Source organism: Bacillaceae bacterium S4-13-56 (assembly GCA_040191315.1).
GTDB lineage: Bacteria > Bacillota > Bacilli > Bacillales > JAWJLM01 > JAWJLM01.
This window is the reverse complement of the sequence record JAWJLM010000017.1, coordinates 22981-37881: the sequence shown is the minus strand read 5'-3', so window position 1 is coordinate 37881 and position 14901 is coordinate 22981. Positions and strand designations below refer to the sequence as shown.

General features: G+C 38.9%; 13 protein-coding genes. 6 read left to right on the top strand and 7 right to left on the bottom strand.

Going from position 1 to position 14901, the window contains the following annotated elements:
• Positions 1-278: 278 nt before the first annotated feature.
• From RZN25_06935 to RZN25_06925, 3 genes are all read left to right on the top strand, one after another.
• A complete protein-coding gene (locus tag RZN25_06935) occupies positions 279-563 on the top strand; it encodes a helix-turn-helix transcriptional regulator (GenBank protein MEQ6376562.1) in 285 nt (94 codons plus the stop codon).
• A gap of 893 nt (positions 564-1456) precedes the next feature.
• The gene (gene proB, locus RZN25_06930; protein MEQ6376561.1) at positions 1457-2584 is read left to right on the top strand and encodes a glutamate 5-kinase; all 1128 of its coding nucleotides are present in this window, start codon (positions 1457-1459) and stop codon (positions 2582-2584) included.
• Positions 2577-3821, top strand: coding sequence for a glutamate-5-semialdehyde dehydrogenase (locus RZN25_06925; protein ID MEQ6376560.1), 1245 nt, complete (start codon positions 2577-2579; stop codon positions 3819-3821). Before proB ends, RZN25_06925 begins: the two co-directional genes overlap by 8 nt.
• 143 nt (positions 3822-3964) lie before the next feature.
• Here the strand turns inward: RZN25_06925 and RZN25_06920 are convergent, their stop codons facing one another.
• Both RZN25_06920 and RZN25_06915 read right to left on the bottom strand, forming a co-directional pair.
• On the bottom strand, positions 3965-4612 hold the full coding sequence (locus RZN25_06920; GenBank protein MEQ6376559.1) for a M23 family metallopeptidase: 648 nt from the start codon (positions 4610-4612) through the stop codon (positions 3965-3967).
• 219 nt (positions 4613-4831) lie between these two features.
• Positions 4832-5677: a DegV family protein gene (locus tag RZN25_06915; protein ID MEQ6376558.1), complete on the bottom strand. Its 846-nt coding sequence runs from the start codon at positions 5675-5677 to the stop codon at positions 4832-4834.
• A gap of 189 nt (positions 5678-5866) precedes the next feature.
• On the opposite strand from RZN25_06915, the gene RZN25_06910 reads away from it, so the two are divergent.
• Entirely contained in the window at positions 5867-6526 is a 660-nt protein-coding gene (locus tag RZN25_06910) for an HAD family hydrolase (protein ID MEQ6376557.1), read from the top strand.
• Positions 6527-6615: 89 nt separating this feature from the next.
• On the opposite strand, the gene RZN25_06905 is transcribed toward RZN25_06910, so the two are convergent.
• On the bottom strand, positions 6616-7368 hold the full coding sequence (locus RZN25_06905; GenBank protein ID MEQ6376556.1) for a MerR family transcriptional regulator: 753 nt from the start codon (positions 7366-7368) through the stop codon (positions 6616-6618).
• Positions 7369-7453: 85 nt separating this feature from the next.
• On the bottom strand, positions 7454-8020 hold the full coding sequence (locus tag RZN25_06900) for a hypothetical protein (protein ID MEQ6376555.1): 567 nt from the start codon (positions 8018-8020) through the stop codon (positions 7454-7456).
• Positions 8021-8358: 338 nt separating this feature from the next.
• Here RZN25_06900 and RZN25_06895 point away from each other — a divergent pair, with 338 nt between their 5' ends.
• On the top strand, positions 8359-9357 hold the full coding sequence (locus tag RZN25_06895) for an SEC-C domain-containing protein (GenBank protein ID MEQ6376554.1): 999 nt from the start codon (positions 8359-8361) through the stop codon (positions 9355-9357).
• A gap of 230 nt (positions 9358-9587) precedes the next feature.
• On the opposite strand, the gene RZN25_06890 is transcribed toward RZN25_06895, so the two are convergent.
• The 3 genes from RZN25_06890 to RZN25_06880 form a co-directional block, all read right to left on the bottom strand.
• On the bottom strand, positions 9588-11324 hold the full coding sequence (locus RZN25_06890; GenBank protein ID MEQ6376553.1) for a phospho-sugar mutase: 1737 nt from the start codon (positions 11322-11324) through the stop codon (positions 9588-9590).
• 557 nt (positions 11325-11881) lie between these two features.
• Entirely contained in the window at positions 11882-13363 is a 1482-nt protein-coding gene (locus tag RZN25_06885) for a methyl-accepting chemotaxis protein (protein MEQ6376552.1), read from the bottom strand.
• A 187-nt stretch (positions 13364-13550) separates the two neighbouring features.
• Positions 13551-13823 (bottom strand): hypothetical protein, encoded by a 273-nt coding sequence (locus tag RZN25_06880; GenBank protein MEQ6376551.1) that lies wholly within the window; start codon positions 13821-13823, stop codon positions 13551-13553.
• A gap of 294 nt (positions 13824-14117) precedes the next feature.
• Between RZN25_06880 and RZN25_06875 the strand changes: the two genes are divergently transcribed.
• Positions 14118-14900, top strand: a complete 783-nt coding sequence (locus tag RZN25_06875; GenBank protein MEQ6376550.1) for a DUF1643 domain-containing protein — start codon at positions 14118-14120, stop codon at positions 14898-14900.
• The last annotated feature ends 1 nt before the right edge of the window (position 14901 follow it).

The window sequence follows — 14901 nt, the reverse complement described above, 5'->3', positions numbered from 1 at the left end:
CACCCATTCCGGACCTAACTCTCTCCATATGAGACTCCCTATTGCTTGTCTTACAAAACAAATTGAAAAACAAAGGATTTCTGTGGCAGTTTTTATAAAAACTTGGCTTATCGCCAAGTCCCGATATCGAATGCCCAATTTTTTCATGTACCATCACTCGACCAAAGTTATTAAAAGCTGATAGTACAAAAAATACGAGAAAAACGTTAAAAGAGTGTTCTAAAACGTGTTTCTTTCTTTTTATGCATTAGATAATGGGCAAAAAAGGAAGAATAGCGTTGGAAGATAAATCTATTGGAATCATAATTGGAAGAATTATACGAAAAAAAAGAAAAGACTATCAGAAAAAAGATAAGAAATGGACTCAAGAATATGTAGCAGAACAAGCCGATGTTGATTACCCTCATTACGGGAAATTCGAAAGGGGGAAAATTGAACAACCTCAATTTCTAACGATAGCTAAACTAGCAGATGTCCTTAACATGAGCCTTGATGAAATATGGGAAGAATATGAAATTGAGAAACAGAAATACTTAGAAGAAGAAGACAGAAAAAAACAATAAGAGCTGCCTCGCCGTTATAAAATTCGGCTTGGCAGTTTTTCTAATTTAATGTGTTTACCTTTCTATTGGTTGTCTATTTTCTAGCATAGCTTCGGCCCTCTGTCAGCCGCTTTTGTAGTTTCGGCGGCACTGTGTCTTTTGTACCTGCTCCTAGATATAATAGAAGTAAACGTATTCCCGGGGATGAGAACGGCATAAAGTATATAAATAACCAATAAATTGGAAATTTGGATATGTGGAAAAAAGTGGTTCTCTTTCAGTTTTCTGTTTTTCATTCGAAGCATCCTCTTGTTTTTTGTTTAAAACAGGAGGTCTGTGTGTAGGTCAAACACGATTTTTTATAGTATCAGCTATTATCCCGCATGAACCGGCAGCCAACCATGAAGCAAGCTGGGATAAAAAATTTAATGTTTTATTTTCAGGGAGTAATATCCCCACTTCTACCTTGCCATGAATAGTGCAGCGTGTTGACGAGAACCGTCCCTATCTGCACACCACCAGAATAGCGGGCAAACTTGGTCTTGACGTTTGGGTTGGTGGGTCATATAATATGTTTTAATATATTGGGTCGGCTTTGATGGGAGTTAGTATATTTGTGTATGTGTTCAGAGAGTGGGGTCCATGGGCTGTGAGGCTTCGCCACCGATGACAGATAGAACCTTTCCCGGAGCTGTTAGTGAAAGCTAGCCGTTTCCCCACGATACGGGGACATGAGTTGGTGCTTTGTGGCCACATTGATGAACGTTTACGGTTCTGAAGAATGTGGTGGCCATTGAATGCGCCAAAAAAGGTGGTACCGCGGATCATACTCCTTCGCCCTTTACTAAGGGTGAAGGAGTTTTTTGTACTATTTTTTTCGAAAATCAAAATCAATTTGCGAGAAGGGATACAAAATGGCAAAGCAAAGGATCGTAGTCAAAATTGGGAGTAGCTCATTAACGAATGATAACGGGGGATTGTCACTCGATAAGATCACAGAACACGTCGCCGCCATAACAGCATTAAAAAAAGCAGGACATGAAGTTATTATTATATCATCTGGAGCTGTTGCAGCAGGATACACGGCCATTGGATATCAAACCCGCCCAGTTACACTTGCAGCAAAACAAGCTGCAGCGGCTGTTGGACAATGCCTCCTCATGCAAGCCTATTCCGATCAATTTCAAAAAGAAAATCTCGTCACAGCACAACTTTTACTTACTCGCCTTGACTTTTCTCAAAAAGAAAACTATCAGAATGCCTACTCCACCCTAAACGAGCTCCTGAAGCGTGGAGTCATTCCGATCATAAATGAAAATGATTCCATAGCTATTGATGAATTAACGTTCGGTGACAACGACATGCTCTCTGCCCTAGTGAGTGGTTTCATCCACGCCAACAAGCTCATAATCCTAACAGACATCAACGGCTTGTATGATGCCAATCCCAACCTCTACCCTTCCGCAAAAAAAATAGACTTTTTGACAGAAATCAACGAGGAATTGGTGTCCAAAGCCGGGGAAACCACTAGTAAAGTTGGCACAGGCGGGATGAAATCCAAAATAGAGGCTGCAAAAATGGCCCTCTCTTTTGGAGTAAAGGTATTCATCGGAAAAGGATCAGGGGAAAACAAGCTATTAGAAATACTGGAAGGCAACGGGGACGGTACTTATATTGGTTTTTCATCATTACCATCTTTAAAAAGTAATAAACAGTGGATCGGTTTCCACTCCCCTGTGGCAGGACGAATTACTGTCGATGCTGGAGCAGAACAGGCTCTCATTTTTGGCGGAAAAAGTTTATTACCTGCAGGTGTGAGAAAAGTTATAGGTGATTTTAAGGTCGGCGATGTTGTAGAAGTAATCAATGAAAACTCCGAGCTTATCGGCAAGGGTAAAGTGAATTTTTCTTTGGAGGAGCTTTCTGAAATTAAAGGTCTTACTAGCACGGATGTAAGAGTGAATACCCAAACAGCACGAACAGAGGTCATCCATCGCAATCATTGGGTAACGTTAGCAAAGGAGAGGATCATAAGTGAGTGAGTTACTGGAGAAGGCGCGTCGGGCAAGCGAAATTTCGGTTAGGGTTGGAATTTGTTCTACAGAACAAAAAGATGTGGCATTGAGATTGATAGCTGATCAATTGCTGGAGGAAATGAATTTTATCTTATCTGAAAATCAGAAGGACCTGGAGGAAGGGCGAGCACGAGGGATGAGCGAGAATCTTTTGGACCGTTTGAAACTCGCGGAGGAAAGATTGCGTGATATGGCAGAAGGTGTGCTACAAGTAGCGTCTCTCTCGGATCCGGTTGGAGAAACCTTGGAAAATTGGGATCGTCCGAATGGCCTTCATATTGAAAAAATCCGGGTCCCACTTGGTGTGATCGGTATGATTTATGAAGCTCGTCCAAACGTAACCGTAGATGCCTCAAGCCTTTGTTTGAAAACGGGGAACGCGGTTCTTTTGAGGGGAAGTTCGTCTGCAATCCATTCCAATAAAGCGTTAGTTGCAGTGATTCACCGAGCTCTTGAAAAAAGCGAATTGCCTGTTGAGGCAGTTCAATTGTTGGAGGATACAAGTAGAGACACTGCATCGCAAATGTTTAAGCTGAATGAATACTTGGATGTACTAATTCCTAGAGGCGGTGCAGGGTTAATCAAGACAGTTGTTGAGAATGCTTCGGTTCCGGTTTTAGAAACAGGAGTTGGAAATTGTCATGTTTATATTGATGAATCTGCAGAGTCCCAGATGGCGATTAATGTGGCTGTGAATGCGAAAACACAACGCCCTTCTGTCTGTAATGCAGCGGAAACGATTCTAGTTCATAGAAACTGGGCTCAGATACATTTACGTGAATTACTTGAGAAGTTGCTAGTACATGGGGTTGAAATCCGAGCTGATGAAAGAGCTAGAGAGTATGATCCTAGGTTGTCAGTTGCTACAGAAGAGGATTGGGAAACAGAATTTTTGAACTTAACTGTTGCGTTGAAGGTAGTAGATAATTTGGAGGAGGCTATTCAGCATATTCAGAGATACGGATCCAAGCATTCTGAGGCCATCCTTAGTGAGAGTGATGAGAGTGTAAGCACATTTTTCAAATTGGTAGATGCAGCAGCACTTTACCATAATGCCTCCACCCGCTTCACCGACGGATTCGAGTTTGGCTTTGGTGCAGAAATCGGCATCAGCACACAAAAGCTCCACGCCCGCGGACCCATGGGACTAACAGCACTAACATCCACCAAATACACCATCCGAGGCAACGGGCAGATTAAATAATGTTGATGGGTGTTGATAGGGACGGTTCTTATCAACACGGTTCCATTTTTTGGGATGCTGTGTTCATGCGGGTTTGGGTAGGGTTTCCCTTATATTGGCGTGTTGGCGAGAACCGTCCCCACCAACACGCTCACCAACACGCCCTATCTTACAATGGCACCTGTTGAGGGGTGGGCGTATATTTTTACAAGTCCAAAGTTTTTTGTTTTGATAAGGTAGACATGCGGTTCGGTTTCATCTAGGATTTTATAGGTTAGACCTCCAAATTTCGCAGGATTCAGAAACGCTTTTTGATTCCCTTTAATAGGTAGCTCTTCAGGGTCGTAAACCCGCCATGAGCTTGCAGTCGAAGGCAGAAACAAGGTTCTTTCTGTCTGAATCAATCCCCCATGGGTCTTTTTTTCACCAATATAAAGAAGTGGGTCAACAGAGCCCGTCCGCTGAGAATTCCATCGATCTTTGTGAATTTCAAAATGGAGATGTTGGCCCGTTGAGTTGCCTGTGCTCCCCATCCAGCCAATTCTTTCACCCTTTGAGATCCGCTTTCCATACGTGACATTCCGTTTGCTTAAATGCGCATAAACGGTCTCGTAAATATCCCCATCAATATCGTGGATCAAGAAGATAACTTCTCCATAAGAGCCCATGTGCCTAGAAAGCGAAACTGCCCCATCTGCTGCAGAAAGAATAGGCACAGCCCCACTGTCAGCCCAATCAACACCCGCATGATCCGGTCTTTCTTTCGTACGGTAACCACTAGTTAAACGACCTGTACAAGGTTTAATGAACATGAAAAATCCTCCTTTATGATTTACTCATGCTCATAATCGAAAAAACTAACATAAAAAGACACCAGACAGGCTGGTGTGCTGGTAGGGACGGTTCTTGTCAACACAGTTCCATTTATTGGTATGCTGTTATAATGCGGGTTTGAAGGGTATCTACCATTAATTGGCGTGTTGGTGAGAACCGTCCCCACCAACACACCCACCAACACAAGTGCTCCCGCTTTATCGGGTGGTCCAGAATAGTGCGACAGTGCCTTCTCCTACGTGGACCGCGACGGATGAGCTGATTTCTCCTATAGTAAGGTCGAGATTAGGGTAGTCAGCTTGAATTTTTGATTTAATTTCCTCTGCTTTTTCGGGTGCGTTTCCGTGCATGATAGCTGCACTCTGAACGGAGTTTTTCTCACAGTCTTCCTTAAATAGCTCGATAACCCTGCTCACAGCCTTTTTCTCAGAACGGATTCGTTCATAAAGTACTAGTTCCCCTTCCGAGTTAACATTTAAGATTGGCTTAATTTGAAGGATATTTCCTACTAAAAATTGTGCTCCGGACATGCGACCTCCCTTATAAAGCTGCTCCAAGCTTCCAAGTAAAACCAGATTCTTCAAGTGACTTATATCATCACGCAGTTCGTCAGCGATTGTTTTCGCATCCCCACCTTGTTCAGCTAGTTTTAATCCTTTTTCAAGCAAAATGGTCATTCCGTAAGAAATAGAAAGAGAATCGATCACTTCCACATCAAATCCAGCGTGATCTTTTCCTGAATTAGAACTTGAAACGGCGCCACTTAGTTTGTTAGATATATGAATAGCAATGGCCTGGTCGTAATCCTCCTTCAGCATTTCATAGAGATCAGCAAACTGACCCATCGATGGTTGCGAGGTTTTGGGTATTTTTTTATCCGTACGAATGATTTCATATAGTTGGTCTGAAGAGAGTTCGACCCCGTCTTTATATTCCTGTCCCTCGGAGATGATGATAATAGGTACCACAATTACATCAGGATGATTTCGCAGTTCTTCAGATATAAAAGCCGTACTATCTGTAACAAATGCAATTCTAGGCATAATTTACTCCTTTACACTGTGAATTTATAGAAAACGCTTTCTTTATATTATACTAAATCCTATGAATAATACCAGCATTTATGACCTGATACTAAAAATAGTTTTCACAAATCCACATTCCCTTTTATTTACATCGGCCTCTCTTTCCTTTATACTCTTTATAAAGCGAGGTGGACAAGGTTGGCAATTGTGACAGTGGATTTTGATGGAACCTTATACCAAGGTAATTCTTTTAAAGCGATGTTTCAAGCTGGAAAAGAAAAGTTTACGAAAAAGCAGTGGTTTCAATTTGGATCTAGTTTGGCAAAAGCTAGTTTTATAGGACTAGCTAAAGGAAAAACTGCCTTTCATCATGAATTTTTCAAAGCATTTGCTAGAACATTTGAAGGGATGACCAATGCAGAACTTGATGAGTTTTTCAAAGAATTAGTAGAACTTGGAATGAAAGAAGTTCACCTTAACCTAGTGAATCAAGTCCGTCAGCACCAAGAAGCTGGTGACACCGTTCTAATTTTATCGGGTACCCTACAACCATTTTTACGTTTGTTTGTGAAAGAACTCGATTTAGATGTCCGCGTAATTAGCACAGAGCTCTTATTTGATGAAAACGGGAAGTGTACTGGAGAAATCGGAATTATCATTAATGGTCAGGAAAAGGTGAACAAAATCCGCGCATGGATGGACGAGATCTCTTCCAATGAGGGACAAGAACTAGGAGAAATTTGGGCTTATGCAGATAGTGAAAGCGACATTCCTCTTTTGGATTTTGTGCATCGACCTGTTGTGGTAAACCCTGGACCTAACATGAAAAAAGTGGCTGAAGAAAAACAATGGCCAATTTTTGCGTGAACGAAAATGTAGCGGTGCTTTTAGCATTTAGGTTAAAAGACTGTTACATACCAAGAGACAAGTGAAAACGATCCTAAAAATAGGATCGTTTATTCTTGGTTTTGATCAGCATACACAGCCATTGCATCACACATAAATTGTGCCAGCCCCTCACCGAATTGGTCAACATTGTTCGTAAAGCGCTCATCTTGAACATACATCTGCCCCAAACTTTTAAAAGCATCAAGAGTATAGTGATGACCAAAATTCTGATTTAAGAAGTAGTACCACTCCTCGATCGCTGCCTGCGCCTCATCAGAATTTGGTGATTGTTTTCGAATATCTGTCAAGTTGCGATAAATTTCGTTCATCCGTTCTCCTATGACGATTTTGTCCTCTTTGGACATATTACCAACCGCAGCATTTGATTGATCAACTGCTCGATCTCCCCAGCGTTCCCGGGCCTCTTTTTCATAGGGATTAGAGTTAAAATCAAATCCCTCAAATTTTTCCTTGTTAGTCATAGTTATCTCCCCTTTCATATATCGAGTAGTCTTATCGATCGTTGAAATCATTTGACCCAGACGTCTCTGTTTTTCAAGTAGCATATTTTTATGCATTTCCATTGTTTCGAGACGATCAAATGACGGACTATTGAGAATCTCTTGAATTTTTTTCGGTGGAAATCTAAGTTCTTTGAAAAACAAGATTTGCTGCAAGGTTGCAAGATTTTCATTAGAGTAAAGACGATAACCTGCCACGGTTACCTCCTCTGGATGGAGCAAGCCGATTTCATCATAATGATGGAGTGTGTGCACACTTATCCCCACTAATTCAGCAACTTCCTTCACCTTCACCTTCATCGTAATTTTTTCAGCCCTTACAAGACCAATATAAATTATCACGTAACATTAGAGCCGATTTTTTTCGTGTTGGTGAGAACCGTCCCTACCTCCTTTTCTGTAAGAACAAAAAGAAGTTGGTCATGAGACGAGCAAGTAAAAAAATTAGGCAATAAATCAAAAAGAGATGAAAGTAGTTTGTTTGGCCGAATAATACAAATAAGTCTGCTGCTACTAGAATTGGTTTAAAAATAAAGGAAAGGAACGCGGAAAGCAAAAGAGAGTATAAATAAAAGTTTTTATTTCTATTTAACGTCCATTGGTAGGTCAATATAAAAGCAACTGGCACTAAAGAAACATCTAAAGAAACACTATACGTAAAAAATGGTGTCAAAAAATACGGATAGCTCCAGAAGTCATTGTGTGTTCCAAAAGAATCAATATATCCAAATAGTATATGAACGGAATAACCGTAAAACAATAATAGAAAGAGTTTTTGCTTGTCGAGAACTAAAACTAATACGACAAGAGGAATCACTAACATGAGTAACATTACCCAAAACTGCCAGGAATCAATATTGATATAACTCCACCAATACTCCTCTTGTAGCTGTGTAACCTCTTTTTGCAAAGAATTAATCTTGTCAAATAACTGCTGTTGCCCCTTAGTCATACTAAATGCACACTCCTCCTACTGATTTGTTTTTATGATTTCCAATGGATTGAAAAAATATGTTATTAATCAGCATTCATAACTAGCGCTGGAAGTTGTACATATTGTACCAAGAACGCTTCTCTTTACAACATAATCCAACTTTATAGTATACTAGGAAAGTTGGTGAAAATAGTCAGAAAAAAAATCTCTTGTCATATTTTGGAGAAATTTTTCGAGCTCAGATGATGCTATATTTATCGACAGGAAAGTGGTTGGAAAATTTTTGTCACTTGAACTAACAATTAATTGCCTTCATAATTTAATGGAGGACTATAATGATCAAGAGGTGTCGACACATGAGTAAGATTAGAAGAAATGATCCTTGTCCATGTGGAAGTGGAAAAAAACATAAAAAGTGTTGTGGAGCACAGAGTAAAAACGATGTAAGAGAGAAACTGATTAATGAAGATCTCGATCGTTTAGAAAAAGGACTAATTTCCTTTGCTGTTCACACATATGGTGAAGAAGTGAATAAAGAAGCCGACGGTTATCAAGAAATACATCTTTCTAATAACACAGACACCTCAGAAGTATATAAAACCGGATTAGCTATTTGGATTATATTTCATAAAATTCTATCAAACCTTTCACAAACCATATTTCACACATTTTTTAATAAGTACCAATCAAAGCTTAGTGCCCCAACAAGAAATGTTTTTAGTCAGTGGGAAACAACCGTTCCATCTGTCTATAAAGTTTTAGACATTGATCGTAACACGAAAAAAATGATTTCCGTTGAGGACATTTTAACTAAAAAAAATTATCAAATCCCCTTTCAAGATGGTGACGAATACACCGTCGGTAGTTTAGTTATTGGCGCGTTGGTTTTATACGCTGATCATCACAAATTCATATATACGGTTATCAAACTTTATCGTCACGATGAAAGTTCTGTGGTTCGCTTATTGGAGAAATACTCTAAAAAAGATGACGGAATTGCTGCCCACTATCCTGCACTTTTAGCCGAAATCCTACTTTTAGGTGTTGATGAGGATGAATGGAAAAATCCACTTTATGAGGAAGTTGCCCAATTAGTAGCCAACAACATGTCTGCTAAAGATTATGAAGATAAAGTTATAATAAAAGCCATTACTTTGTGGAGAAAGTTCTGTCATAAAACAAATCCTTCCTTCAAAAAGCCTTCTGCTTATGCAGCTGCTTTGGAATATTTTGTTCATAAAATCATTCTTAAGGAAGAAAGTATCACACAAAATCAAATTGCCCTTGAATACGAAGCTTCACCTGTTACAGTTTCCAACAACTATAGGAAGCTACTAACATTTGATGCTTCCTAAGCAGCATTTATTAAAAAAGAGAAGCGACCGCAACGTGGGCTCTTCTCTTTTTTTATCGGTCATGTGCGAGAAGACTCCTTCCTCAAAACACGACACTGTTTAGGTAGGAGATGAATCGCATAGTTTTTTTAAAAATTAATATGATCAAACAACATGAAAATCTTTTTGCTGTTCATTAGTTCAATTGGAAGGATTCGGTCTATTCACATGATTCTTGAAGCTTAATTTAACTAAAGCCCCTGTTTTACAATATCCATTACTTGTGTTTTTAAAGTTGATAGCTTTGCTTCACTGTCTTCTAGGGAAGTTCCTTTCACACTAAAATACACCTTTAGCTTAGGCTCGGTCCCTGATGGGCGTAGTACGAACCATGAACCATCTTCCAAGAAGAATTTTAAAACATTTGATTTCGGCAATTGGATTTCTTCTTCCTTGTCTGCACCAAGGTCTTTGCGCAAGCTCACTTTATAGTCTTCAATGACCGCGACTCTTTGTCCTCCAACTTCAATTGGTGGATGGTCTCTAAATTGTCCTATTGCTGCTTGAATTTTTTCAGACCCTTCTTTTCCTTTAAGTGTCAAGGATTCAAGACCTTCACGGTAATACCCGTATTTTTCAAATATTTCAAGCAATCCTTGGTAGAGATTTTTATCTTTGGATTTATAATAAGCAGCCACTTCAGAAACAACTAAAGCCGCTTGAACTGCATCTTTATCGCGGACAAAATCACCAACAAGATACCCATAACTTTCTTCGTACCCAAATTGGAATTCAAATTCTCCACTCTTCTTATATTCATTGATTTTTTCCCCAATGAACTTAAAACCAGTCAACGTGTCAAACGTTGTTAATCCGTAATGAGACGCAATCGCTCGTCCAATATCAGAAGTAACAATAGTTTTTAATACAACACCATTTGTAGGCAAGATCCCTTGTTCCTTTTTCTGGGACAAAATATATTCAAGCATTAGGGCCCCTGTTTGGTTACCTGTCAAAACCTCATAGTCACCATTTCCATTTTTTACGGCTACCCCAAGGCGGTCAGTATCAGGGTCTGCCCCAATTAGTAAATCGGCGTCGATTTTCTTTCCATATTCAATGGCAATTTCAAAGGCTGCATGTTCCTCTGGATTCGGTGATTTTACAGTAGAAAAATTAGGGTCTGGAAGCTCCTGCTCTTTTACGATAGTTACATTTTTAAAGCCGTAAGCCTCAAGGCCATCACGGATCGGCTTATTCGATGTTCCGTGTAGAGGAGTAAATACTATCTTTAAATCCTCTGCCATTTCCTGTATCACATTTGTATTTAACTCAAGAGTTTTTAATTCTTTTAAATAGGCTTTATCTATTTCGGAACCGATCATTTTGAGAAAACCTGTTTCCTTCAATTCTTCTATTGAAGCGACTTCAACAGCAAGTTCGTTCTCAACTTGGTTAACAAGAGAAATGACTTCGTTTGCTGGCTCTGGCGTGAGCTGGCAGCCTTCTTCGTCATACACTTTATATCCATTATACTCAGGTGGGTTATGACTTGCGGTAAGGACGATTCCGCCGAACGCGTGTAGGTGTCGGACAGCAAAAGATAATTCTGGAGTTGGTCGAAGCTCCTCAAAAACATAAACCTGGATGCCGTGTTTTCCTAAGACACTTGCTGCTTCCATTGCAAATTCAGGGGATTTATGTCTGCAATCAAAGGCAATTGCAACCCCTCGCTTTTTGGCCCCTTCCCCAAAAGAAGAGATATATTGCGCAAAACCTTCTGTTGCCTTTCTTACTGTATAAAGATTCATCCGATTGGTACCAGCACCAATCTCACCTCGCATACCACCTGTTCCAAACTCCAAATCCTTATAAAAAGCATCCTCCAACGCTCTTTCCTTTCCCTTTAAACTCTCCAACTCACGCTTCATCTCTCCATCCAACGCTGGCTCATTAACCCAACGCTCATACGCTATCTTCCAATCCATAATCCTAACCTCCTAAAGTCCTGTTGATTAGTGTTGGTGTGTTGGTGGGGACGGTTCTCACCAACACAGTGCTACGATTACCCTGTCTGCCCTCACCTTATTCTTAGTTCGCCAGTTCCTACCAACGCTATCTTCTTTGTTAAAATGCACTTAAAGTATGTATATTTTACTTACTTATTACTTAGCTCTCGTTTAATATTTACCTCTCTTATTTTATTAGAAAACTTGGCATTCGCCAAGCCTTTGTATGGTAAATGCCTTAGTTGCCTATAAAAACAAGCAATTGAAATCTTCCAAAAAAAGGACTTTTTAGGAATGCTTGCTTTTATTGAATTTTATTTAATGTTACACGTCAAAAGCCTTATTTTGAAGAATCGTATTGGAGGAACCCTACAACACATCTATCAGCAAAGTCAGCCAGCCGTGTGGATAAGAACCGTCCCCACCAACACGCCAACACCACACTTGAGGTGGGGCATTACTGCCTGTTCATGCGGGATAAAAAACAGCGTGAATCATAATAGGATCCACACTGCTATGCTTTGTTTTATTAGCTTTTAATTTATTAAGCTGAAGCTTTCCTTAATGGCCAATGTTCTCTTTACGGTTTGATCCATAATTTTAGATACATCATGATTACTTGCTGTTAGGTTGTCGACGGTTGCATTCATTTCTTCAAGGCTTGCGGTAGCTTCTTCAATAATAACAGCAAAATCATTGGTAGAGTTTTCAACAATACTAGTCTGAGTCTTGACTTTATCAGCTAGAACCGTAAAATGTTTCAATTCTTCACTAAGTTTTTCCATGGTACCGGAAAGCTGATGAAAATAGCTGGTGACATCATTAGAAACTCCTATACCTCTATCAATATTTTTTCGGCTTTCCTCCATTTGGGTAATGGCTTGTTTGTTACTAGCATTTAACTCCGACAAATTTTTTGTTATTTTTTCTGTAGTCTGGCTAGTTACTTCCGCCAGTTTACGAATCTCATTAGCAACAACAGCAAAACCTTTTCCAGCATCGCCAGCACGAGCTGCTTCAATGGAAGCATTTAGTGCTAATAAATTGGTTTGCTCTGTAATATCTTTAATGCTTCCTGCAAACTGATTGGTCTCAACAATTTTATTTGTGAGCTCTGTAAAAGTTTGGTTTAGATTAGTTATAACCTTGATAAGCTCTGCATTATTGTTGTTAAGCTCAGTGATTTTCACTTTTCCATTTTCAGTGAACTCTTTCGCTTGTATAGATTCATTATATAAATCTGTAGATTTGTTATAAACTTCCTCGACATTTTTCATTGTTCCTTGAGTGTTCTTGATTATAGAAGATATCTGATCTGACTGTGATTGGCTTCCTATTGAAATTTCGTTAATGGCAACAGCCATCTCATTTTGTGAGGAAACATTTAATTGAAGGGTTTGATTGACCTCGGAAATATTTTCAATAACGGCAGTTACATCCTGTTCTAATTGGAGTTTCTGTTCCTCCTTCCTTTTAGCCTCTTCTGTAGATTGTAGAAGAAAGTCCTCAATCTTTTTAGACTGAGCTGTTGTAAGACTAATAACTACTAAGAAAACAATACCAATTAAAAAATAACTAAGAAAAGAAATTCCAATTAATGATTGGACCGCTTCATCGGATGTTGAAAAACTATTAAGAACTAAAACAGCCAAACCAACACTATAACCTAAAAAGAAAATTCTCCTTTTCAGCTGGATTGCCGAAAACACAGATAATAACAGTACTATAAATATATTATTAAGATTCCCTCCTTTAACCAATACAGATGTCAAACTGGAGGCATACATTAACGTAATGAGTATGTATGGTAAAAGATGTGGTTTTTTCCAAAGTTTTTGAAACAAAAAGTACGTTAGAAATGCAAGAATCATAGGAATTACGTAATAGTAAATAGATGCATAATCTTCGTTCACAACGACTAATCCAGTCCCCGCTGTTAGCAAAACGGTCATGGTAACTAGCATTAAAGTATTCTTTCTCATATTATCAAGCAAATTTGTTTCTTCAATAACATTCATTAAACCATCCCCCTCATGGAAATTGTCTCATTTACTTATGTATTGAAAGGTGTGTTGGTGGGGACGGTTCCTACCAACACGACATCGCAGCAACATGCCCCTTATCCAAAAATGCCATGAATTAGGTAAGAACCGTCCCTTCAAACACACCCAATAAGAATACTTGCTCCTGCATTAATAGTCCATTTTATGTGTTTAACTGCATTTGTTTTAGCTTATGGTTCATTTCTTCCTTTACTCTATTTACAATAACTTTCACTTCTTCTTTAGATAAGAACTCTCTCTTTGCTAGAAATTCCTCAACGTTTACAATCTCCTGATTCCCATCCGTTTTCTTATCCAATATTAATCTTAGTTCCTCGATCTCATTTCCATTTTCATCTACTTTAACTTCTAATCTATTTATTCTCGATATCAAATCGTAAATATCATACTCTTGGGCACCGCCCACTTCCATCACCCACCTTTTCGCACTCCTATAAACCATCCTATTTGAAAAAGAAAAAATTGTTCATGTGAATAGCTAAAAAAGGCTGACTCATTGGTTTCTATGTGTGCTGATAGGGACGGTTCTTACCTACACACCCAATGCTCAACTTAGCAAATGGGAACTATTTTTAAAGTATACGTGTTCTTTAAGTTTGGGAAGGTTAGACATGCAGATATTTTAAATTCTCTGAATTCCTCTGCATAATATATTTTGCTATACTGCATGTATTAAAGCATTACCCCAAAAAACAAAGGAGGAATTTTCTTGCAACTTATATTTAATGGAAGTATTCAATTCAGTTCTGACGATTTAAATTTAAATTTTCAAGAACAGCTAGAGAAATGGATAGTAGGAAACGGATGGGAACTTAATAGTTTCCTATCCACTGAACTTCCTAATGCCACGATTGCACCTATTCAAGTGGGAATGGGAACAGCCATTTTCCATCCAGGTTACAAGGCGAAAAAGGATTGCCCAAATGAAGCCAAGAAAAGATTCTTTTTAAGCAGAGTTTGGGACAATTCACTACCAACTCTAACTATTTTTATGATGAACCCCAGTTCAGCAGATGAGCTTTCGGGTGACACCACGGTTGAATTCATGATTTCATTTGCTAAAAATCATAATTTCGGCTCCCTTAGCATCATTAACACTAGTCCAATCATAAAAGGCAGTGACACTACTCAAAATCATTTTGAAGTTGATGATGAGCAATGGAAACTTATTGAATATGCAATTAAAAAAGCTGATTCAGTTGTTTTAGGTTGGGGAGAAAAAGGACAGAGATTTGGAATTCCTCTTTTAATGGAAAACTATCCCCTTAAAGAACTTCTATTTCAAAATCTATCTAAACTTAAAGTCTTTGACTTTGGAAAAAGCAACTACTGCGAACTTTACCCCAAACACCCTCGCCCTAAATTAGTCCACCAAAGATTTTCCGTTGATCACCAACTTAAAAATGTTACTGAAGATGATCTTATGAATCTCATTCCTTCAAACTCCGAAACTAAAAGAGAAAAACAGTTTACTATTAGTTACGGAGTTTGAT